The following is a 22,178-nucleotide window of genomic DNA, read 5'->3' on the forward strand; positions in this document are numbered from 1 at the left end:
GTTAAGGTCAGGCGTTGGCGAAGAAGTCGTCGACTTCGGCCAGGAAGGCGCGCTTGCGCTCCGGGTCGATGAAGGCGGCCTGGAAGCTGTTGCGCGCCAGTTGCTGTGCGTGCGTCGCATCCAGCGGCAAGGCGTCAAAGGCAGCAAAGTAGTTCTCGTTGATGTAGCCGCCGAAATAGGCCGGATCGTCCGAGTTGACCGTGACGGCCAGCCCGGCGTCGAGCAAGGTGCGCAGATTGTGCGAACCCATCACGTCGAACACGCGCAGCTTGATGTTCGACAGCGGGCACACGGTCAGCGCCATCTGCTCGCGCACCAGGCGCTCGACCAGCGCCGGGCTTTCCAGACTGCGCACGCCATGGTCGATACGCTCGACCTTGAGCACGTCGAGCGCGCTTTCGATATAGGCCGGCGGGCCTTCTTCGCCGGCATGCGCGACCAGGCGCAGGCCCAGATTGCGGGCGCGCTCGAACACACGCGCGAACTTCTCGGGCGGATGGCCGACTTCGGACGAATCCAGGCCCACGCCGATGAACTTGTCGCGGTACGGCAGCGACTCGTCCAGCGTGGCGATCGCGTCGTCTTCCGACAGGTGGCGCAGGAAGCACATGATCAGTTCAGCGCTCAGCGGCGCATCCTGGCAGGCGCGCCAGATGCCGTTGATGACGGTCTCGAACGGCACGCCGCGCGCGGTGTGCGTTTGCGGATCGAAGAAGATTTCGGTGTGGCGGACATTGTCGGCATGGGCACGCGCCAGGTAGGCGGCGGTCATGTCATAAAAGTCCTGCTCGGTCAGCAGGACGCTGGCGCCTGCATAATAAATGTCGAGGAACGACTGCAGATCGCTGAAAGCGTAGGCATCGCGCAACGCTTCGACCGAGGCATAGGCCAGCTGGACGTTGTTTCTTTGTGCCAGAGCAAAAATCAGTTCTGGCTCGAGCGAGCCCTCGATATGGATGTGCAGTTCAGCCTTGGGCATGTTCTGCAGCTGGGTGCGCAAGCGGTCGTCTAGCATGGTGTTCTCCAACAGGTGTTCAGTGATTAAGGTCGCGTTGAGGCGACCGGCAAGTGTAACGCATGCGTGCAATCGGCTCATGCCATAGCGAAAAAGCGTGGGTTCATGATTGGGCAGTGCGCGATTGGGGCGCGTCACCTGTTGTACAGCCGGCGAAAACTCGATACGCTTTGCATGAACCTGCATGGGGTTGCGGCCGCGTTCCTGCATCATGCGCGCACGCCGGCGGCGCATGCCGAAAAGCGATTTTTTATCATTAAATCAAACACTTGTTGCTGCTTCATTATGTCGTGCAACAGGACTTTGACTTCGGAAACTATTAGGCACATAATAAATTTCAGTAACGCAAAAGGACGCTCTCCACACTGCAGTCAGTTCGATATGTTCGGATCGACAACAAGCAATCGCACGCGCACCTTCCATGACGCCGACCACACTGGCGCCGCACGTGACGAACGAACAAGGAGTACGCCGAAATAACCGGGGCCCCGGGCAGCGCCATGCGCTGTTGTGACAGTGATTCGTTGTTGGCACATTAAAGGAACTTCAATGAGCATCTTTGAAAACTACACGGCCCGCTATGAGCGTACTCGGGAAGAGGAATACTCGATGACCGAGTTCCTGCAGATGTGCAAGCGCGACCCGCTGACGTATGCCAGCGCGCCCGAGCGCATGCTCGCTGCCATTGGCGAACCCACATTGGTCGATACCCGCCTCGATTCGCGCCTGTCGCGCATTTTCGCCAACAAGGTCATCAAGATCTATCCGGCGTTTCGCGAGTTTTATGGCATGGAAGAAGTAATCGAGCAGGTCGTTTCGTATTTCCGCCACGCCGCGCAAGGCCTCGAAGAACGCAAGCAGATCCTGTATCTGTTGGGTCCGGTGGGCGGCGGCAAGTCGTCGATTGCCGAAAAGCTCAAGAGCCTGATGGAACTGGTGCCCTTTTATGCGATCAAGGGCTCGCCCGTCAACGAGTCGCCGCTGGGTTTGTTCAGCGAAGACGAGGACGGCCAGATCCTCGAAGAAGATTACGGTATCCCGCGCCGCTATCTGCGCGCGGTACCGAGTCCCTGGGCCGTCAAGCGCCTGCATGAATTCGGCGGCGACATCAACAGGTTCCGCGTCGTGCGGCGCTACCCGTCGATCCTCAAGCAAGTCGCCATTTCCAAGACCGAGCCGGGCGACGAAAACAACCAGGATATTTCGTCCCTCGTCGGCAAGGTCGATATCCGCAAGCTCGAGGATTTCTCGCAGGACGATCCGGACGCCTACAGCTATTCGGGTGGCCTGTGCCTGGCCAATCAGGGCCTGATGGAATTCGTCGAGATGTTCAAGGCGCCGATCAAGGTGCTGCACCCGCTGCTCACGGCCACGCAGGAAGGCAATTACAAGGGCACCGAAGGCTTTGGCGCGATCCCGTTCGACGGCATCGTGCTGGCGCACTCGAACGAGTCCGAATGGAAGACCTTCCGCAACAACCGCAATAACGAGGCGTTCCTCGACCGCATCTATATCGTCAAGGTGCCGTATTGCCTGCGGGTGTCGGACGAAGTCAAAATCTACGACAAGCTGCTGCGCAATTCGTCGCTCGACAAGGCGCCCTGCGCCCCCGGCACGCTGCGCATGATGTCGCAATTTGCCGTGCTGTCGCGCCTGAAGGACCCGGACAATTCCAGTATCTATTCCAAGATGCTGGTGTACGACGGCGACAACCTGAAAGACACCGATCCCAAAGCCAAGTCACTGCACGAATATGCCGATTACGCCGGCGTGGACGAAGGCATGAACGGCTTGTCGACCCGCTTTGCTTTCAAGATTCTGTCGAAGGTGTTCAATTTCGACAATACCGAAGTGGCGGCCAATCCGGTGCACCTGCTGTACGTGCTCGAGCAGCAGATCGAACGCGAGCAATTCCCGCCCGAGACCGAGCAGCGCTACTTGTCGTATATCAAGGAGCACCTGGCGCAGCGCTACGTCGACTTCATCGGCAAAGAAATCCAGACGGCCTACCTGGAAAGCTATTCCGAATATGGCCAGAACATCTTCGACCGCTATGTCACGTTCGCCGACTTCTGGATCCAGGACCAGGAATTTCGCGATCCCGATACGGGCGAGAGTTTCGATCGCGAGTCGCTCAACGCCGAACTGGAAAAGATCGAAAAGCCGGCCGGCATTTCGAATCCGAAGGATTTCCGTAACGAGATCGTCAACTTCAGCCTGCGTGCGCGCGCCACCAATGCCGGCAAGAATCCGGCCTGGACCAGTTATGAAAAGTTCCGCAGCGTGATCGAGAAAAAAATGTTCTCAAATACCGAGGAACTCCTGCCGGTGATTTCGTTCAATGCGAAGGCGAATACCGAGGATGCGAACAAGCATGCCGATTTCGTGGCGCGCATGGTCGAGAAAGGCTACACGCCGAAGCAGGTGCGGCTGCTGTGCGAGTGGTATCTGCGGGTGCGCAAATCGTCGTAAGCAACAGTGGATGAGCAACAGCGCATGGGTGACAGCGTTGTCGGCTGGCCGCAGGCCCCTAGCTGGCAACGTCCCGCGCTGTGCGTGCGTCGCACGTTCGGTCACGTAGCGTATTAAGATAAGGGCGCTGCTGTTTAGAAGGCAGCGCCACAGCGCCAACGGCGTGTCCAACACGCCAGATCCGCGCTTACATTGAGCAGGAGGCCTGTTTTGACTTACCTCATCGACCGCCGATTGCAGGGCAAAAACAAGTCTGCGGTCAACCGCGAACGCTTCCTGCGCCGCTACAAGGCGCAGATCAAGGATGCCGTCGGCCGCGCCATCAAGGGCCGCTCGATCACCGACATCGAAAATGGCGAAAAGGTCACCATTCCCGTCAAGGACGTGAACGAGCCGCATTTTGGCCACGCCCATGGCGGCGTCTGGGAAACCGTCAACCCCGGCAACACCGAATACCAAAAGGGCGACCAGTTCAGCCGCCCGCGCGGCGGTGGCGCCGGCGCCGGCCGCGGCCGCGCCGGCAACAGCGACCAGACCGTCGAAGACGATTTCATCTTCGAACTGTCGCGCGAAGAATTCATGAATTATTTCTTCGAAGACCTCGAGCTGCCAAATATGGTCAAGACGCAGCTGACCCAGACCATCGAATACAAGAACCAGCGCGCTGGCTACAATGTCTCGGGCACGCCGTCGAACATCCACGTGCTGCGCTCGCTGCGCGGCGCACTGGGCCGGCGCATCGCCGTGGGTGGCCCGGCGCGGCGCCAGTTGGCGCAAGCCCAGGAACAATTGCAGGCGCTGTTCGACGAAGGCGCACCGGGCGACGACCAGGGCGTCATCGAACTGAAGGATCACATTCATCACCTGCGCATCCGGCTCAATGCGATTCCGTTCATCGACCCGTTTGACCTGCGCTATGCCAACCGGATCAAGGTGCCCAAGCCCAGCACGCAGGCGGTGATGTTCTGCATCATGGACGTGTCGGGCTCAATGGACGAAACGCGCAAGGACACGGCCAAGCGTTTTTTCATCCTGCTGTATCTGTTCCTGAAACGCGTGTACGAGAAGATCGATGTGGTCTTCATCCGCCACCACACCGCAGCGGCCGAGGTCGACGAGAATGAATTCTTCCATTCGCGCGAATCGGGCGGCACCGTCGTCTCGTCGGCCCTGCACCTGCTGCAAAAAGTCCTCAGCGAACGCTACGGCAGTGCCGACTGGAATGCCTACGTGGCGCAAGCCTCCGACGGCGACAACTGGGACAACGATTCGGTGCTGTGCAAGCAGATCCTGTCCAATGCGATCATGCCGCGCGTCCAGTACTACACGTATGTCGAAATCACGGATGGCCCGCCACAGAACCTGTGGGAACAATACTGCGACGTCGCCAGCCAGCACCGCAATTTCGCGATGCAAAAGATCGTGACCCCGGCCGATATCTATCCAGTGTTCCGGGAACTATTCAAGAAGCAGGCCAAGTAGCCGCGCCAACAGCCGAACCAGCCAACCGCAGCGAGGTGCACCATGCCAAGAGATCCGGACAACCCGCGCGCCCTGCCCGAGCAGTCGGAATGGACCTTCGACCTGATCGAGCAAGCGCACGAAGAAATCAGGCGCGTGGCCCAACGCTACGGCCTCGACACCTATCCGAACCAGCTCGAGATCATCACCGCCGAGCAAATGATGGATGCGTATACGTCGGTCGGCATGCCGGTGTCGTACAACCACTGGTCCTTCGGCAAGCATTTCCTGAGCACCGAGAAAAGCTACCGCCGCGGGCAAATGGGCCTGGCGTATGAAATCGTCATCAATTCCAATCCCTGCATCGCCTACCTGATGGAAGAAAACAGCCTGACGATGCAGGCGCTGGTGATCGCCCACGCGGCCTATGGCCACAACTCCTTTTTCAAGGGCAATTACCTGTTCCGAAGCTGGACCGATGCCGATGCCATCGTTGACTATATGGTGTTCGCCAAGAACTACATCGCCGAATGTGAGCAGCGGCATGGCATCGATGCGGTGGAAGATGTGCTCGACTCCTGCCACGCGCTGCAGAACCATGGCGTGGACCGCTACAAGCGCCCGGCCAAGCTGTCGGTGGCGCAAGAAGCAGCGCGCACCAGAGAGCGCGAAGACTATGCGCAGTCGCAAGTCAATGCCATCTGGCGCACATTGCCGCTGCGCGAAGAGCAGATACACAGCGCGGCGCCCGTGCGCTTTCCGCCCGAGCCCGAAGAAAACCTGCTGTACTTCATCGAAAAGTATGCCCCGCTACTCGAGCCATGGCAGCGCGAACTGGTGCGGATCACACGCAAGATCTCGCAATACTTTTATCCGCAGCGCCAGACCCAGGTGATGAACGAAGGCTGGGCCACGTTCTGGCACTACACGATTTTGCAGGACCTGTATCAGGAAGGCATCGTCGGTGATGGCTTCATGCTCGAATTCCTGCAAAGCCACACCAACGTCGTCTACCAGCCACCGGCCAACAGTCCGTATTACAGCGGGATCAACCCGTATGCGCTCGGCTTTGCGATGATGAGCGACATCCGCCGCATCTGCGAACACCCGACCGATGAAGACCGCACCTGGTTTCCCGATATCGCCGGCAGCGACTGGCGCAAGACGCTGGACTTTGCGATGCGCAATTTCAAGGACGAGAGTTTCATTGCCCAGTACCTGTCGCCAAAGCTGATCCGCGAATTTCACTTCTTTGCCGTGCTCGACGACGATCGCAGCGACAAGTTGTCGATCTCGGCCATTCATGACGAAGCGGGATACCGTTACGTGCGGCACAAGCTGGCCGAACAATACAACCTGGGTAGCCGCGAGCCCAATATCCAGGTGTGGCAGGTCAATACACGCGACGACCGCGCGCTGACGCTGCGTCATACGCAGTTCAACCGCCGCCCGCTGAACCAGCAGGCACAAGAGGTCCTGAAGCACGTCGCCCGCCTGTGGGGCTTTGACGTGCGCCTTGAGACGGCCGATCCCAGCGGCCATGTTGTCAGCTTTATCGAGTGCCGACGCGAAAAGCGCACGCGCTGACGGTAAGGTGGGCAGCCACGCCGTCCAAATGCCCGCGCGCTGAACGTGACGTGGACGGCTACGCCGATTAAACGCCCGCGCGTCGACCGTAGGGTGGACGGCTGCGCCGTCCACCGTACTGCTCGTGTTCACTACGCCCATACGAACGTGTTGATTGTCGAACTTCGCTTAGTTCCACCCGCCCCATTTTCAACCCCCTTTCCCTGCAAATTCCACGCGTGCGTACGATTACGTACGTGGTCGCGTTCTCTTGGTATCGCCAATAAACCGATTTCATGGTATGTTGCCGTCATCACATGTTGGCGCTGTCACATCCACGTCATGGCAATATGGTGGTGAAGTACCTAGCAAAACTAAGTAATATAGTTTGGCGAAGCAGGTGTGGGGCCTCGCAGCTTTCATTCCTGTCAAGTTGACGTGATTGTTGGGCGCACGGTTGAGTTATCTCAATGGTGACAAGTCGTATAACTTCTATCTATAGCTTGTCATGGCAGGCGCCTGTTCCAGGCGCGCTGCTTGCCGATGCCAGATAGGGGAATGGCGATAGTTCGACGAAAAGCCCATGCCTAGTCATAGGAAATTTGCCATACAACGTAATAAACGACAATAATTTGGCAAAAGCAGCCTGAGCATTGATCTTCCACGTGACGAGGAGAATCCATTAACAGATTAGACAATTTTCGGACTGCCAAACCTCGACGTGCAGCCCATCCGTTCTTGTATAGATGAGCTGCTTTGCCTGCTTTTACAAGCAGTTAGCGGTCCTTTCGCTGCTGTAAAAATGTATGTGCAAAAAAGAATTCGTAGGTATAATTCCTCGAATGTCCCGGATGCGGCTCTAGGTTTCCGTCGTATTTAGTGGGTTTGGTAGCAACAAAAAAGAGTTGGCATTGGAGAAATATGGCATGAATTTTTCGAACGAAAAGCAACCCGGGAAAAATTTCACAGGATTGATCGTCGTGATCATCTTCCACATCCTTGTGGGTTGGGCACTCGTGGCCGGCCTGGGTACCCGGATCGTCAGCACGGTGACCGAAGCTGTGGAAACCAAGCTGATTGAAGAAGTGGCGCCACCGCCACCACCGGAAACCCCGCCACCGCCGCCACCGCCGGAAATGAAGGCTCCACCGCCTCCATTCATCCCGCCGGTCGAAGTGCAGGTGCAGCAGCCGCCACCGCCGCAGAACGTGATCGCCGCAGCGACGCAGACGCCACCACCGACCACGTCGCTGGCACCGCCTGCACCACCGGCACAACCTGCACCGGCAGCACCACCGGCACCGCGTGGCGTCAGCCGCAGCGAGGCAGTAGCAGACTTTAATACTTGCGCACGTCCGGAATATCCGCGTTCGTCGCAACGCAATGAAGAAACGGGTACCACGACCCTGCAGTTCCTGATTGGTGTCGATGGTCGCGTGTTGGAAGCCAAGCTGGCGAAGTCAAGTGGCTTCCGAGACTTGGACCGGGCCGCGCAATCGGCTCTGAGCAAATGCCGATTCAAGCCAGCCATGATCGATGGCAAGCCGGAACAGGCGTGGACAGCGGTGCAGTACGTCTGGACGCTGGAATAAAACCGGGACAAAACACCGTCTCAAACTTTGATTGTCGTTGTCGTAAGTTCAGCGAACTGTCTATTTAAATATTTTGGAGGAAGCATGTTTAAGAATACCCGTTTGTCCGCTTTCCTGGCGGCTGTCCTGTTGTCGGTAACCGCAGCATCGGCGTTGGTGTCGGCACCAGCCTTCGCTCAAGCAACCCCGGCAACTGACGCAGCTGCGCCAGCAACGACCGACGCAGCTGCACCAGCTGCTGATCCGGCTGCTGCTCCTGCTGCTGACGCTGCTGCACCGGCCGCCGCCGGCGCGCCAGCTGCTGCGCCAGGCACCGAGAAAAGCGAAGAAGTCTACAACCCGTACGGCCTGCAAGCCATGTGGGAACACGGCGACTTCGTCAACAAGGGCACCCTGATCATTCTGTCGCTGATGTCGATGGGTTCGTGGTACATCATCATCACCAAGCTGATCGATCAGCAAAAAGTGATGAACCAGGCTAAAGACATGAAAGCCAAGTTCTGGAAAGCACCGTCGATCGTCGCTGGTTCGGCTACGCTGAAAGAAGGTTCGCCATTCCGCTTCATCGCTGAAACCGGTACCAAGGCTACCCAGCACCACGACGGCGCCCTGCTCGAGCAGATCGACCTGTCGACCTGGGTTACCATGCAGATCCAGCGCGCTGTTGACCGTGTTCAGTCGCGTCTGCAAGATGGCCTGTCGTTCCTGGCAACCGTTGGTTCGACCTCGCCGTTCATCGGTCTGTTCGGTACCGTCTGGGGTATTTACAACGCACTGACCGCCATCGGCATGTCAGGTAACGCATCGATCGACAAGGTTGCAGGTCCAGTTGGTGAAGCACTGATCATGACCGCCTTCGGTCTGTTCGTTGCAGTTCCTGCCGTGCTGGGTTACAACTGGCTGGTTCGTCGTAACAAGACCGCGCTGGAAGACATCCGCTCGTTCTCGGCTGACGTGCACTCGGTACTGATCTCGGGCGCAATGTCGACCTCGAACGCAGCAATCAGCGCCAAGAAGATTGGATAAATTATGTCGATGAGTGTCGGATCCGATAACGGAGAAGATGAGCTGAATTCAGAGATCAACACGACGCCACTCGTTGACATCATGTTGGTTCTTCTGATCATCTTCCTGATCACGAGTCCGGTGGTTCTGAAGCTGCAGAAAGTTGCACTGCCTGCAGAAGAGAACCAGGTCACCCTGACCAAGCCGGAAGACATTAATATCACCGTCAATAAAGACGGCGAAATGTACTATAACCAGCTGCACCTCGCGAACACGGACGAACTGTTCAAGTTTCTCGCGGAGCAGTCGGTGAAGGTGCCGCAACCGGCGGTAAAAGTTCGTGGCGACCAGGAAGCACGCTACGAAGCAATCGGTCGGGTCATCTACACGGCACAACGTGCCGGGGTGCAGAAGGTTGGCTTCGTCATCGAGCCACCGGGCTGATAGCCCTGCACGCGGCGTCAGGCTCATTGAGCCGGGCGCCGCGCCCTTCTCCCGACATTTGAAAAGGAAACACCATGAGTATGAGCGTAGGTTCGAGCTCCGCTAAGGATGCTGATCCGGAACCGATGATGGAAATGAACATGACGCCGTTGATCGACGTCCTGCTCGTTCTGATCATTATGCTGATCATCACGATTCCGAAGCAGAACCACTCGGTCAATCTGAACATGCCGACGGGTACCCCGCCACCGCTGACGGATGTCAAGCCGGTCGTGGTCACCATCGACGTGGACTTTGACGGCACCATCCTCTGGGATGGCGAAGTGATTCCGGATCGTGCAGCCCTCGAAGCCAAAATGAATGCAGTCGCAGCGATGGCTGACCAGCCTGAAGTGCACCTGCGTCCGAATAAGCTGGTAGAGTATAAAGTTGTAGCCGGCGTGATGGCATCTGCCCAGCGCATCGGCGTCACCAAAATCGGCATGGTCGGTAACGAGCAATTCCAGTAATCGTTCCATGTTTTGACCAACACGGCAGGGCTACCCCCTGCCGTGTCCATTTTGAAATAAGGATTTTTCAGATGATCAAGTTCCGTCTCGCTCACCTCAGTATCGCGATGGCCGCACTCGGCTTCGTTGCCGCCACTCCGGTGATCGGCCTGTCCTCCGCTGTCGCTGCAGAAGCACTGCGTGCGGAGATCGGCAAACCACTGCAGCAAGCCCAGGCACAAATGAAACAGGGCAAGCACAAGGATGCACTGGCGACCCTGCGTGGACTGGACAAAGTAGGTAACAAGACCGCCAACGAGACTTACACGATCGAGCGCGTTCGCGCTGCGGCAGCCTCGTCGGCCGGTGACTTTGACACCGCCGCCAAATCGTTCGAAGCATTACTTGATTCGGGCAAGCTGAGCGCCTCCGAGCGTTCGCAGTTCTCGGAAGGCCTGGTCGGCATCTATATGCGCGCCGGCGATCTGAACAAAGCCAACAGCACGATCCAGTCCCTGCTCAAGCAGAAAGACGATCCGAAGCTGCGCGCCTACCTGCTGCAGAACTACTACAAGCAAGGCAACACCGCCGCGCTCGAGCAAGAACTGCGCACCATCGAAAAAAGTGGCCGCCTGAGCGAAGATCAGCTCGGCATGCTGGCCAATATCCAGCTCAAGAAAAACGATACGACCGGCTATGTCCGCACCATCGAGAAGCTGGCAGCAAGCTATCCAAAAGCCCAGTACTGGACCGACCTGCTGAACCGTGTACAGCGTCAGCCAGGCTATTCGCAGCGTCTGAACATCGACGTCTACCGCCTGAAACTGGCCAATAACCTGCTCAAGAAGCCGAGCGAGTTCATGGAAATGGCCCAGCTGGTCCTGCAGGCGAAAGCCCCTGCTGAAGCGCTCAAGATCATCGACCGCGGCTACAAGGCTGGCGCACTGGGTACGGGCACCGATGCCGCGCGCCACCAGCGCCTGAAAGAACTGGCCGAGAAAAACCTGGCCGAGCAAAACAAGAACTTTGCTGCGCTCGAAGCCGAGTACACCGCCGCCAAAGACGGCGACCAGATGGTTGGTCTCGGTTACGCGATGGTGCAGGCTGGCCAGGCCGACAAGGGCCTGAAAATGATGGAAGCGGCGATCAAGGCCGGCGGCCTGCGCAATGCAGAAGAAGCCAAGCTGCGCCTGGGCGAAGCCTACGCTGTGGCCGGCAAGAAGTCGCAAGCTCTTGCTGCATTCAAGGAAGTTGGCGGCAAGGACGGCACGGCCGAACTGGCACGCTACTGGATCCTGGCAGTCAACCACCCGCTGTCGTAAGTTGAACGCGTGGACGGCATAGCCGTCCACCCTGCGTTGCGATCGGCCAGAACGCCGCCCTTGGGGCGGCGTTTTTATTTGGTCAGCGTCCGCAGACCGTGGCATGCACCTTCAGCGGGGAACCATTCCTCTTATGCAACGTCGGTTTGCCGCGCAGTTCCCGTATAATCAGGCTTTTGGCGCCGCATACCGACAGCATGGCGCGCAACCGGAACCAGACTTGATGAAGGTATTTCGCGGACTTCCCAACGACGCGGCGCGCGCACCATGCGCGCTCACGATCGGCAATTTCGACGGCGTCCATCGGGGCCACCAGGCCCTGCTGGCGCACGTGCGCGGCGCCGCCGACCGGCTCGGGCTGGACGCGGCCGTGATGACGTTCGAGCCGCATCCCCGCGAATACTTTGCCCACAAACTGGGCGACCCGTCCAAGGCACCGGCGCGCGTGGCCAATCTGCGCGACAAGCTCGAAGACCTGGACCAGGCCGGCATCGACCGCGTCATCGTCGAACATTTCAACGAACAGTTTGCCGCCATGTCGCCGCAGGATTTCGTCCAGCGCGTGCTGGTCGACGGCCTGCACGTCAAGTGGCTGATGGTGGGCGACGACTTCTGCTTCGGCGCGCGCCGCGCCGGCAACATTGCGATGCTGACTGAAGCCGGCCGCGAACACGGTTTCGAAGTCCATACGCTGGGCACCGTGATGCATGGCGCCGTACGCATTTCGTCGTCGGCCGTGCGCGCGGCGTTGGCCGATGGCGACTTTTGCGCCACCAGCCGGCTGCTCGGCCATCCCTACGCGATGTCGGGCCATGTGATTCATGGCGCCAAGCTTGGCCGCACGCTGGGCTTTCCCACACTGAATCTGCGCGTCACGCACCGCCCTGCCCTGTCCGGCATCTTTGTCGTGCAGGTGCATGGCCTGGCCGAGCATCCGCTGCCGGCCGTGGCCAGCCTGGGCGTGCGCCCTACCGTCGAAGACGCCGGCCGCACCTTGCTTGAAGTCCATGTGTTCGACTATGCCGGCCAGTGTTACGGCAAGCTCGTGCGCGTGGAGTTTCTGGCCAAGTTGCGCGACGAAGAAAAATACGCCGACCTGGCCCTGCTCACCGCCGCGATCGACAACGACGCGCTGCAGGCGCGCGCGTTCTTCGACCGGCGTAATGGCGCGCTGAACGCGACCGACCGAATTTGAGTGCGCTTCCCGGCCAGTCGACGATTGGCAGGAAGCGCCTCCCCCTGTTTGCCCGACCTCATTCGACGCGGCGCACGGCGCCGTGTACACGAACACCCAACAAAAGAACCTTATGTCCGATACCAAACAGCACAACCCTGCCAAGGGCGGCAAAAAGCCCGAGAGCAAATACCCGGTCAATATGACCGACACCCCGTTCCCGATGCGCGGCGACCTCGCCAAGCGCGAACCGGGCTGGGTCAAGCAATGGCAGGACAAGAAAATCTACGAGCGCGTGCGCAAGGCAGCCAAGGGCCGTCCAACCTTTATCCTGCATGATGGCCCGCCGTACGCGAATGGCGACATCCACCTGGGCCACGCCGTCAACAAGATCCTGAAAGACATGGTGCTGAAGTCGCGCACGATCGCCGGCTTCGATGCGCCGTACGTGCCGGGCTGGGATTGCCACGGCATGCCGATCGAGATCCAGATCGAAAAACTGTACGGCAAGAACCTGCCGACGGCCGAGGTGCTGCAAAAGGCCCGCGCCTACGCGCTCGAACAGATCGACCGCCAGCGCGCCGGCTTCATCCGCCTTGGCGTGCTCGGCGAATGGGACAACCCGTACATGACCATGGCCTACAGCAATGAGGCCGACGAGCTGCGCGCGCTTGGCACGCTGCTCGAAAAAGGCTATGTCTACCGGGGCCTGAAGCCCGTGAACTGGTGCTTCGATTGCGGTTCGGCCCTGGCCGAAGCCGAAGTCGAATACCAGGACAAGCGCGACCCGGCGATCGACGTCGGCTTCCCGTTTGCCGAGCCGGAAAAAATCGCCGCCGCCTTCGGCCTGGACAAACTCCCGGCTGGCGATGGTTTCATCGTCATCTGGACCACGACCCCTTGGACCATCCCGTCGAACCAGGCGCTCAACGCCGGTCCGGAAGTCCAGTATTCGCTGGTGCAGGCCGAGCGTGATGGCAAGCCGCTCCTGCTGATCCTGGGTTCCGAGCTGGTCGAATCGTGCCTGACGCGCTACAAGCTCGAAGGCACGGTTGTCGCCACCACCGTCGGCGAGAAGCTGGCCGGCATCAACTTCAAGCACCCGCTGCATGCGCAGGACGCGTTCTACGACCGCTTGTCGCCCTTGTACCTGGCCGACTACGTCACGGTCGACAGCGGTACCGGCGTCGTGCACTCGGCGCCGGCCTACGGCCTGGAAGACTTCGTGTCGTGCAAGGCGCACGGCATGCAGGACGACGACATCCTCAAGCCGGTCATGGGCGATGGCCGTTACGTTCCGACGCTGCCGCTGTTCGGCGGCCTGACGATCTGGGAAGCGAGTAAACCAATCTGCGCCGCGCTGACCGAAGCGGGCGCGCTGTTCGAACTCAAGATGTTCGATCACAGCTACATGCACTGCTGGCGCCACAAGACGCCGATCATCTACCGCGCCACCAGCCAGTGGTTCGCCGGCATGGACCTCACGCCAAAGGATGGCGGCCCGACCCTGCGCCAGACCGCGCTGGCCGGCATCGCCAGGACCCAGTTCTTCCCGGACTGGGGCCAGGCGCGCCTGCACGGCATGATCGAGAACCGCCCGGACTGGACCCTGTCGCGTCAGCGCCAGTGGGGCGTGCCGATGGCGTTCTTCATCCACAAAGAGACCGGCACGCTGCACCCGCGCACGCCGGAACTGCTGGAGCAAGTGGCCAAGCTGTTCGAAACGGGCGGCATCGACGCCTGGCACACGCTCGACCCGGTCACGCTGCTGGGCGACGACGCCACGATCTATGAAAAGAACCGGGACACGCTGGACGTCTGGTTCGATTCGGGCGCGACCCACCAGACCGTGCTGCGCGGCTCGCACAAGGAGCAGCTGGGCTTCCCGGCCGACCTGTACCTGGAAGGCTCGGACCAGCACCGCGGCTGGTTCCACTCGTCGCTGCTGACGTCCTCGATGCTCAATGGCGAGCCGCCGTACAAGGCGCTGCTCACGCACGGCTTCACGGTCGACGAGCATGGCAAGAAGATGTCCAAGTCGCTCGGTAACACGATGGCGCCGCAGAAAATCTCCGACACGCTCGGCGCCGACATCCTGCGCCTGTGGGTGGCCTCGACCGATTACACGGGCGAGCTGTCGATCGGCGAAGAGATCCTCAAGCGCGTGACCGAATCGTACCGCCGCATCCGCAACACCCTGCGCTTCCTGCTGGCCAACACGTCGGACTTCAATCCGGCGCAGCACGCGGTGCCGATGGGCGAGCTGCTCGAGATCGACCGCTACGCGATCGCCTCGATGGCCCAGTTGCAGAAGGACGTGGCGGCGCACTTCGAGCGCTACGAATTCCACCCGGTCGTCTCGCGCCTGCAGAACTACTGCTCGGAAGACCTGGGCGGCTTCTACCTGGATATCCTGAAGGACCGCCTGTACACGACCGGCATCGATTCGCCAGCACGGCGCTCGGCGCAGACCGCGCTGTGGCATATCGCGCATGCGCTGCTGCGCGTGATGTCGCCGGTGCTGTCGTTCACGGCCGAAGAAGCGTGGGCCGTGTTTGCGGACCAGGAGACGTTCAACGCCAGCGATGAAACCATCTTCACGCAGACGCTGTGGACCTTCCCCGAGCTGCCAGACGGCGACGCGCTCCTGGCCAAGTACGCCTTGCTGCGCCAGGTGCGCCTGGACGTGACGAAGCAACTGGAAGAAGTGCGCACCTCGGGCGCGATCGGTTCGTCGCTGCAGGCCGAACTGGCGATCAAGGCCTCGGGCGAGAAGTACCGCGCGCTGGCCAGCCTGGACGACGACCTGAAGTTCGTCTTCATCACGTCGCAGGCAAGCGTCACGGAAGTGGCAAGCGACGCTGACGAAAGCGTGGCCGTGGTTCCGTCGGACGCCGAGAAGTGCGAGCGCTGCTGGCACTATCGCCGCGACGTCGGCCACGATTCAGCACATCCAACGCTGTGCGGCCGCTGCACGAGCAATCTGTTCGGCGCCGGCGAAGCGCGCCGCTTCGCATAAGTTCCGGGACCAGACACCATGGCAACCAAAAAGAAACCAGCGCCGTCGGGCGCCACCTTAGTCAAGCGCAGCACCAACAAGAGCGTCGGCGCCAGCATGTTCCCCTGGATCGGGCTGTCCCTGATCATCGTTTTGCTCGACCAGGTGACCAAGCTCACCGTCGAACGCACCTTTGCGTACGCCGAGACGGTGCCGATCACGGGCTTCTTCAACCTGATCAAGGTGTACAACCCGGGTGCGGCGTTCAGCTTCCTGGGCGACGCGAGCGGCTGGCAGCGCTGGCTGTTCCTGGGTATCGCCATTGGCGCCGTGGTGTTCTGCCTGTACATGATGAGCAAGAACGCGACGCAGCGCCTGTTCTGCTTCGCGCTCGCGCTGATCATGGCCGGCGCAGTCGGTAACGGCATCGACCGCGTCGTGCACGGTCACGTGATCGACTTCCTCGATTTCTACTGGACCGGCATCGGCCACTTCCCGGCCTTCAATATCGCCGACATCGGCATCTCGGTCGGCGCCGTGCTGTTCGTGCTGGATGAATTCCGGCGCGTCAGCAAGTCGTGACGGGCCAGGGGAAATGAGCATGGAGCTGAAAGGCAAGCGCATCGTCCTGGGCCTGACTGGTGGTGTCGCCTGCTACAAGGCGGCCGAGCTGTGTCGCGCCCTGGTCAAGCACGGCGCCAGCGTGCAGGTCGTGATGACCGAGGCGGCAACGCATTTCATCGGCGCGGTCACCATGCAGGCCGTGTCGGGCAACCCGGTCTACCTGGACCAGTGGGATGCGCGCATGGCCAACAACATGGCCCACATCGACCTGACCCGGGGTGCCGATGCGATCCTGATCGCGCCCTGCTCCGCCGATTTCATCCGCAAACTGGTGCACGGCGCGGCCGACGACCTGCTCTCGCTGCTGTGCGTCGCGCGCCCGCGTCACGTGCCGCTGCACGTGGCGCCGGCGATGAACGTCGAGATGTGGGACAACCCGGCCACGCAGCGCAATGTGACGCAGCTGCGCGCTGACGGCATCTGCCTGTTCGGCCCTGGCCGTGGCGCGCAAGCCTGTGGCGAAACGGGCATGGGACGCATGCTCGAAGCAGACGAACTGGTCGACGAGCTGATCGCCTCGTTCCAGCAGAAGGTGCTGGCGGGCCGGCGCGTGATGATCACGGCCGGGCCGACGTTCGAACCGATCGATCCGGTGCGCGGCATCACCAATCTGTCGTCCGGCAAGATGGGTTACGCCATCGCGCGCGCCGCGCGGGAAGCCGGCGCCGACGTCACGCTGGTCTCGGGCCCGGTGTCGCTGCCCACGCCGCATGGCGTGCGCCGCATCGACGTGCTCACCGCGCAGCAGATGCACGACGCCGTGATGGCCGGCGTCACGGGCCAGCACGTGTTCATCGGCGTGGCTGCGGTGGCCGACTGGCGCGTGATGAATGCCAGCGACCAGAAACTCAAGAAGACGCCTGATGGCGCCCCGCCGGCGCTGGAGTTCGCGCAGAACGCGGACATCCTGGCGTCGGTCGCGGCAACCGTGTCGCTCTCGGGCTGGCCGTATTGCGTGGGCTTTGCCGCCGAATCCGAGCAGCTCGAAGCCTACGGCGCAGCCAAGCGCGAAAAGAAGGGCATCCCCCTCCTGGTCGGCAATATCGGGCCGCAGACGTTCGGGCAGGACGACAATACGATCATCCTGTTCGATGAACACGGCCACGTGCTGCTCGAGCGCGCCGACAAGCTCACGCTGGCGCGCCAGCTGGTGTCCGAGATCGGCAAACGCCTCGAACAACGCTCCCTGCTCACCTGATCTGCTCATTTGATTACCTGATTACCCAAGAATTTGTCATGAAACATATCGACCTCAAAATCCTCGACCCGCGCCTGCAGGACCTGCTGCCGGCCTACGCCACGCCGGGCAGCGCGGGCCTGGACCTGCGCGCCTGCCTCGATGCGCCATTGACCATCGCGCCGGGTGAAACCGTGCTGGTGCCCACCGGTCTCGCGATCCATATCGGCGATCCGGGCTACGCCGCGATGATCCTGCCGCGCAGTGGCCTTGGCCACAAGAGCGGCATCGTGCTGGGCAATCTGGTAGGCTTGATCGACTCGGATTACCAGGGCCAGCTGATGGTCTCGACCTGGAATCGGAGCAGCACTGCCTTCGTGCTGCAGCCAATGGAACGGCTCGCGCAGCTGATCATCGTGCCGGTACTGCAAGTGGCTTTCAACGTGGTGACGGACTTCGCGTCGAGCGACCGTGGCGTCGGTGGCTTCGGCAGCACCGGCAAACAATAACAAACCATGAGGAGCACCCCGATGCGCATCCAGCGCCTGCACCGATTCACTTCCCCGGCGTTGATCGTCGCCACGGCAGCGCTGCTCGCTGCCTGCAGCACGCCGGGACCAATGCAATCGTCGACCGAACCGGGCGCCGTGCCGGTCGAACAGGCGCCGGGCAAGCCCGAGGTCACGCCGCAGATGGCCGCCGCCGCTGAGGTGCTCCAGCGCATGGCCACGCAGCACGACCGCCTGTACCGCGTCGCCGCGCCCCTCCTGATCGACAACGCGGCGCTGTGCACCAAGCACGCGCGCAACCTGCTGGGCTTCACGGCGAAAAACCGTTACACCTATCCGGGCCAGTACAACGAGGCGGCGTGGGTGGTGCTGGGCATGGACGAACACCTGCAGGTCACGAATGTGCTCAATGGCAGCGGCGCAGCCAAGGCCGGTTTGCGCCAGGGTGACCGCCTGCTGGCCGCCGCCGGCACGCCGCTCCCGGTGGGCCCGAATGCACTGAGCAAGGCCGGCGCCGTGTTCGGCCCGATCATGGCCAAGCAGGCCAGCCTGCCGCTGTCGATCGAGCGTGGAGGCAAGCCGCGCGACCTGACCATTCCCGTCACGCGCGCCTGCGCCTTCGCCATCGAACTGGGCAACGCCGACAACATCAACGCGTATGCCGACGGCAGCCGCGTGATGGTCACGCGTGGCATGCTGGGCTTCGCGCAGAACGATGACGAACTGGCGTACGTGGTGGCGCGCACGATGGCGCACAATATGCTGGGCCACGCGGCCACGCAGCGCAACGCGGCCACCATCGGCAGCATCATCGACAACCTCACCGCGATCATGCCCGACACCTCGATGCTGATCGGCAGCGGCGGCATCAAGGCGATGCCGGCGGCCGATGACGTTGCCGCCGACCGTCTGGCGGTCTACCTGCTGGCGCGCGCCGGCTACCGCTACGAAGGTGCGTCCGCATTCTGGAAGCGCCTGGCGGCGACCTACCCCGCCAAGCTCCTCAACGGCTACACGGCGAATCATCCGGCCACGCCGATGCGCATAGCGGCAATCGACAAGACTGTGGTGGAAGTCAAGGCCAAGCAAAGCGGGAAGAAACCGCTGATGCCTTGAGCGCTGGCCTGCGCGCCGACACGTGCGGCGCTTTTTTTGTATGATTGTCCATCTTATTCACCCGCCCCGGCGACACGAACACCATGGACAGCATCGACCTCGACGTACTGAAAACCTGCGCCGCCTGGCTTGACGGCGGCCAGCGCTGCCAGCTGGTCACGGTCATCAAGACCTGGGGTTCCAGCCCACGCCCGGTGGGCGCCACGCTGGCCATCTGCGAAGACGGCCAGGTGGTCGGCTCGGTCTCGGGCGGCTGCATCGAGGATGACCTGATCGCCCGCGTGCGCGACAACGGCATCGAAATCACCCTCCCCGAAATCATCAGCTACGGCATCAGCGCCGACGAAGCGCACCGCTTCGGCCTGCCCTGCGGCGGCACCATCGAGCTGGCCATCGAGCCGCTGTCGGTCGACAGCGGCATCAAGGAGCTGCTCGCGCGTCTTGGCGAGGGTGAACTGGTCGAGCGCAGCGTGGAACTGGATACCGGCGCCGTCACGCTGTCCACGGCGCAGGCCACCGCCATCCAGCGTGTCGAGGATGGCGTGCTGCACACACTGCACGGCCCGCGCTGGCGCCTGTACATCATCGGCGCCGGCCCGCTGTCGCGCTTCCTGGCGCAGATCGCTGCCGGCATGGACTACCGCGTCACCGTGTGCGACCCGCGCGAGGAATACCGCAGCGGTTTTCACATTCCCGGCGTGACGCTGGTGCATGCGATGCCCGACGATCTGGTGATCGACGCCAGGCTCGATGCGCGCAGCGCCGTCGTGGCGCTCACGCACGACCCCAAGCTGGACGACCTGGCGCTGATGGAAGCGCTCAAGTCCGAGGCCTTCTACGTCGGCGCGATCGGCTCGCGCGCCAACAACGCCAAGCGGCGCGAGCGCCTCAAGCTGTTCGATCTGACGGACGTCGAACTGGCGCGCCTGCACGGGCCGATCGGGCTGTACATCGGCAGCAAGACGCCCGCTGAAATCGCGGTGTCGATCATGGCCGAAATGACGGCCGTGAAGAACGCGGTGCCGCAAACGCTACTCATGCCGCATGCGGCCGCACTGACGCTCGCCAGCGCCGCCTGACGAACGGGTATCGATCGCAAGAAGCGGCTGGTACATTGCTGCCAGCCCTGCCACAATGGTCAGCCTGACAACTGGCCATTTTTTTCGACCTCATGAATACCGCGAACATGCTGCGCCTCGTTGCGCTGGCCGCCATCTGGGGCGGCTCCTTCCTTTTCATGCGCATCGCCGCGCCGGTGCTGGGTCCGGCCGTGCTGATCGAATACCGGCTCGCGCTGGCGGCCGTGTTTCTTGCGCTGGTGAGCTGGGTGCTGCATCTGCGCGGGCGTGGCGCGCCGCTGAACGTGCGCCGCCACTGGCAGCATTACCTGATCCTGGGCCTGTTCAACTCTGCCCTGCCTTTTTTGCTGTTCGCGTTTGCCGCGCGCACGCTGTCGGCGTCGGTGCTGGCGGTGCTCAACGCCACCGCGCCGATGTGGGGCGCGCTGGTCGGCGCCGTGTGGGCGCGCCAGCAGGTCACGCGGCGCAGTGCCCTCGGCCTGCTGCTTGGCACCGCCGGCGTTGCGCTGCTGGTCGGCTTCGATCATGTGGCAGAACGGCCCGGCGCAGGCCTGGCCGTGGCCGCGGCGCTGATCGCCGCCTTCAGCTACAGCGTCGCCAGCCAGTACACCAAGTCGGCCGCTGCCAGCAAAGGTGGCGTGGCGCCGTTCGCCAATGCGCACGGCTCGATGTGGGCCTCGGCGCTGCTGGTGCTGCCGCTCGTTGCGTTCTTCCCGGCGCCGGGCGAGCCGACCGCTGGCATCATGGCGGCCGTGGTGACGCTGGGCGTGGTCTGCAGCGGCATCGCCTACATCGTCTATTTCAAGCTGATCGAGGATGTGGGCGCCACGTCGGCGCTGACAGTCACCTTCCTCAGCCCCGTGTTCGGTATCCTGTGGGGCGCGCTGTTCCTGCATGAGGTGATCGGCTGGCACACGATCGCCGGTTCGGCGATCGTCCTGCTCGGCACGGCGCTGGTCACCGGATTCAAGCCGGCCTGGCGGCGCGTGCCGGCGCCAACGGGAATTTGATGACTGCATCCCATGCGATTGCTCTGCCGCCCGGCTACCGCGTTGCCGACGTGCTGGCGTTCCACGGCCGCGATCCCGAACGCGTGGCCGAGCAGGTCGATGCCGATGGCCTGCGCAAGGGCGTGCTGCTCGGTGGCGTGCCGACGCTGCTGGACATCCGGTTCGAGGACGGCGCCGCGCACTGCCGCGTGACCTTCGACGGGCCGGTCACGCCGGCCCTGGCGGCGCAGGCGCACGAGGCGCTGCTGAACGTGCTGGGCCTGCGGATCGACCCAAGCGCATTTGCCGCGACAGTCCAGAACGATCCGTGGCTGGGGCCCGTGGTGGCGCGCCAGCCGGGCCTGCGCATCGTGCAGTCGGCCACGATCTTCGAGGCGCTGACCTGGGCCATCATCGGCCAGCAGATCAACCTGACGTTTGCCATCGCGCTGCGCCGCACGCTGATTCAACTGGCGGGCCCCGCGCATTCGTCTGGTGTGTGGTGCTATCCGGAGGCGCTAGATGTGGCACGGCTCGACATCAGCGAACTCACGGGGCGCAAATTCTCGAACGCCAAGGCCGAGACGATCCTGCGTGTGGCGCGGATGGTGGTCGATGGCAGCCTGGTGCTCGAGCGGCACGCTGGCGTGGAGGATATTTCTGGCTCGGCAAGCGCCGAGGTCAGCGAAAAACTGCTGGCCATCAAGGGCATCGGCCCCTGGACCGTCAATTACGTGCTGCTGCGCGGCTATGGCTATCCCGATTGCTCGCTGCAAGGCGACGTCGCCGTGCGCGCCGCGCTGCACAAGCTCTCCGGCAGCGCAGCCCGGCCAACCGTAGCGGAAGCCGAGCGCATGCTGGCACGCTACGCGCCGCACCGGACGATGGCGGCAGCCTACCTGTGGGCGAGCCTGGCCGATACGCCGGCGGCGGACTGAACTGCTTCAAACCCCTGACAACATCGTCAGCAGGTCTTGAGAATAAAAATCCTATGACTTGACCAGGGCTATGCGGCCTCACGAACTCGTCGCGCGCACGTTTATCAGTCTCCACCAGGCAGTCCACCAGATGCTACCAATCAGCGCATGCCACGCTTCCAATGCAACATAAGTTTCCCTATTGAATTTAATCGACATAATGTGTCCCA

Annotated in this window: 18 protein-coding genes; 17 read left to right on the forward strand and 1 reads right to left on the reverse strand. The window is 61.7% G+C overall.

Annotated elements, in window-relative coordinates:
- Positions 1 to 7: 7 nt before the first annotated feature.
- On the reverse strand, positions 8 to 1,015 hold the full coding sequence (locus AC56LH_RS14560; RefSeq protein ID WP_499647151.1) for an adenosine deaminase: 1,008 nt from the start codon (positions 1,013 to 1,015) through the stop codon (positions 8 to 10).
- A 549-nt stretch (positions 1,016 to 1,564) separates the two neighbouring features.
- On the opposite strand from AC56LH_RS14560, the gene AC56LH_RS14565 reads away from it, so the two are divergent.
- The 17 genes from AC56LH_RS14565 (at position 1,565) to AC56LH_RS14645 (ending at position 21,969) form a co-directional block, all read left to right on the forward strand.
- Complete coding sequence (locus AC56LH_RS14565; protein WP_499647153.1) at positions 1,565 to 3,487, forward strand: PrkA family serine protein kinase; 1,923 nt, start codon at positions 1,565 to 1,567, stop codon at positions 3,485 to 3,487.
- Positions 3,488 to 3,697: 210 nt separating this feature from the next.
- Entirely contained in the window at positions 3,698 to 4,969 is a 1,272-nt protein-coding gene (locus AC56LH_RS14570) for a YeaH/YhbH family protein (protein ID WP_499647155.1), read from the forward strand.
- A gap of 42 nt (positions 4,970 to 5,011) precedes the next feature.
- Positions 5,012 to 6,535, forward strand: a complete 1,524-nt coding sequence (locus tag AC56LH_RS14575) for a SpoVR family protein (protein WP_499647157.1) — start codon at positions 5,012 to 5,014, stop codon at positions 6,533 to 6,535.
- A 905-nt stretch (positions 6,536 to 7,440) separates the two neighbouring features.
- A complete protein-coding gene (locus AC56LH_RS14580) occupies positions 7,441 to 8,106 on the forward strand; it encodes an energy transducer TonB (RefSeq protein WP_499647159.1) in 666 nt (221 codons plus the stop codon).
- A gap of 84 nt (positions 8,107 to 8,190) precedes the next feature.
- Positions 8,191 to 9,132, forward strand: a complete 942-nt coding sequence (locus AC56LH_RS14585) for a MotA/TolQ/ExbB proton channel family protein (RefSeq protein WP_499647161.1) — start codon at positions 8,191 to 8,193, stop codon at positions 9,130 to 9,132.
- A 3-nt stretch (positions 9,133 to 9,135) separates the two neighbouring features.
- A complete protein-coding gene (locus tag AC56LH_RS14590; protein WP_482899869.1) occupies positions 9,136 to 9,555 on the forward strand; it encodes an ExbD/TolR family protein in 420 nt (139 codons plus the stop codon).
- Between the two features lie 74 nt (positions 9,556 to 9,629).
- Positions 9,630 to 10,064, forward strand: a complete 435-nt coding sequence (locus AC56LH_RS14595; RefSeq protein ID WP_258835395.1) for an ExbD/TolR family protein — start codon at positions 9,630 to 9,632, stop codon at positions 10,062 to 10,064.
- Positions 10,065 to 10,135: 71 nt separating this feature from the next.
- Entirely contained in the window at positions 10,136 to 11,365 is a 1,230-nt protein-coding gene (locus tag AC56LH_RS14600; protein WP_499647163.1) for a tetratricopeptide repeat protein, read from the forward strand.
- Positions 11,366 to 11,588: 223 nt separating this feature from the next.
- On the forward strand, positions 11,589 to 12,560 hold the full coding sequence (locus tag AC56LH_RS14605) for a bifunctional riboflavin kinase/FAD synthetase (protein WP_499647165.1): 972 nt from the start codon (positions 11,589 to 11,591) through the stop codon (positions 12,558 to 12,560).
- Between the two features lie 112 nt (positions 12,561 to 12,672).
- The gene (gene ileS, locus AC56LH_RS14610) at positions 12,673 to 15,558 is read left to right on the forward strand and encodes an isoleucine--tRNA ligase (RefSeq protein WP_499647167.1); all 2,886 of its coding nucleotides are present in this window, start codon (positions 12,673 to 12,675) and stop codon (positions 15,556 to 15,558) included.
- Positions 15,559 to 15,576: 18 nt separating this feature from the next.
- Positions 15,577 to 16,119, forward strand: a complete 543-nt coding sequence (gene lspA, locus AC56LH_RS14615; protein WP_499647169.1) for a signal peptidase II — start codon at positions 15,577 to 15,579, stop codon at positions 16,117 to 16,119.
- 19 nt (positions 16,120 to 16,138) lie between these two features.
- Positions 16,139 to 17,359, forward strand: coding sequence for a bifunctional phosphopantothenoylcysteine decarboxylase/phosphopantothenate--cysteine ligase CoaBC (gene coaBC, locus AC56LH_RS14620; RefSeq protein ID WP_499647171.1), 1,221 nt, complete (start codon positions 16,139 to 16,141; stop codon positions 17,357 to 17,359).
- A gap of 38 nt (positions 17,360 to 17,397) precedes the next feature.
- A complete protein-coding gene (gene dut / locus AC56LH_RS14625) occupies positions 17,398 to 17,847 on the forward strand; it encodes a dUTP diphosphatase (protein WP_499647173.1) in 450 nt (149 codons plus the stop codon).
- A gap of 21 nt (positions 17,848 to 17,868) precedes the next feature.
- On the forward strand, positions 17,869 to 18,963 hold the full coding sequence (locus AC56LH_RS14630) for a M48 family metallopeptidase (RefSeq protein ID WP_499647175.1): 1,095 nt from the start codon (positions 17,869 to 17,871) through the stop codon (positions 18,961 to 18,963).
- Positions 18,964 to 19,046: 83 nt separating this feature from the next.
- On the forward strand, positions 19,047 to 20,042 hold the full coding sequence (locus AC56LH_RS14635; protein ID WP_499647177.1) for an XdhC family protein: 996 nt from the start codon (positions 19,047 to 19,049) through the stop codon (positions 20,040 to 20,042).
- Between the two features lie 92 nt (positions 20,043 to 20,134).
- Complete coding sequence (locus tag AC56LH_RS14640; RefSeq protein ID WP_499647180.1) at positions 20,135 to 21,052, forward strand: DMT family transporter; 918 nt, start codon at positions 20,135 to 20,137, stop codon at positions 21,050 to 21,052.
- Positions 21,052 to 21,969, forward strand: a complete 918-nt coding sequence (locus tag AC56LH_RS14645; protein ID WP_499647182.1) for a DNA-3-methyladenine glycosylase family protein — start codon at positions 21,052 to 21,054, stop codon at positions 21,967 to 21,969. Before AC56LH_RS14640 ends, AC56LH_RS14645 begins: the two co-directional genes overlap by 1 nt.
- Positions 21,970 to 22,178 lie beyond the last annotated feature (209 nt).

Source organism: Telluria sp. LT1R51-2 (assembly GCF_059685775.1).

Excerpts from the sequence above, each read along its gene's own strand:
- AC56LH_RS14560 (WP_499647151.1), bottom strand. The coding sequence starts at position 1,015 with ATGCTAGACGACCGCTTGCGCACCCAGCTGCAGAACATGCCCAAGGCT.
- AC56LH_RS14565 (WP_499647153.1), top strand. The coding sequence starts at position 1,565 with ATGAGCATCTTTGAAAACTACACGGCCCGCTATGAGCGTACTCGGGAA.
- AC56LH_RS14575 (WP_499647157.1), top strand. The coding sequence starts at position 5,012 with ATGCCAAGAGATCCGGACAACCCGCGCGCCCTGCCCGAGCAGTCGGAA.
- AC56LH_RS14580 (WP_499647159.1), top strand. The coding sequence starts at position 7,441 with ATGAATTTTTCGAACGAAAAGCAACCCGGGAAAAATTTCACAGGATTG.
- AC56LH_RS14585 (WP_499647161.1), top strand. The coding sequence starts at position 8,191 with ATGTTTAAGAATACCCGTTTGTCCGCTTTCCTGGCGGCTGTCCTGTTG.
- AC56LH_RS14590 (WP_482899869.1), top strand. The coding sequence starts at position 9,136 with ATGTCGATGAGTGTCGGATCCGATAACGGAGAAGATGAGCTGAATTCA.
- AC56LH_RS14595 (WP_258835395.1), top strand. The coding sequence starts at position 9,630 with ATGAGTATGAGCGTAGGTTCGAGCTCCGCTAAGGATGCTGATCCGGAA.
- AC56LH_RS14600 (WP_499647163.1), top strand. The coding sequence starts at position 10,136 with ATGATCAAGTTCCGTCTCGCTCACCTCAGTATCGCGATGGCCGCACTC.
- AC56LH_RS14605 (WP_499647165.1), top strand. The coding sequence starts at position 11,589 with ATGAAGGTATTTCGCGGACTTCCCAACGACGCGGCGCGCGCACCATGC.
- ileS (WP_499647167.1), top strand. The coding sequence starts at position 12,673 with ATGTCCGATACCAAACAGCACAACCCTGCCAAGGGCGGCAAAAAGCCC.
- lspA (WP_499647169.1), top strand. The coding sequence starts at position 15,577 with ATGGCAACCAAAAAGAAACCAGCGCCGTCGGGCGCCACCTTAGTCAAG.
- coaBC (WP_499647171.1), top strand. The coding sequence starts at position 16,139 with ATGGAGCTGAAAGGCAAGCGCATCGTCCTGGGCCTGACTGGTGGTGTC.
- dut (WP_499647173.1), top strand. The coding sequence starts at position 17,398 with ATGAAACATATCGACCTCAAAATCCTCGACCCGCGCCTGCAGGACCTG.
- AC56LH_RS14630 (WP_499647175.1), top strand. The coding sequence starts at position 17,869 with ATGCGCATCCAGCGCCTGCACCGATTCACTTCCCCGGCGTTGATCGTC.
- AC56LH_RS14635 (WP_499647177.1), top strand. The coding sequence starts at position 19,047 with ATGGACAGCATCGACCTCGACGTACTGAAAACCTGCGCCGCCTGGCTT.
- AC56LH_RS14640 (WP_499647180.1), top strand. The coding sequence starts at position 20,135 with ATGAATACCGCGAACATGCTGCGCCTCGTTGCGCTGGCCGCCATCTGG.
- AC56LH_RS14645 (WP_499647182.1), top strand. The coding sequence starts at position 21,052 with ATGACTGCATCCCATGCGATTGCTCTGCCGCCCGGCTACCGCGTTGCC.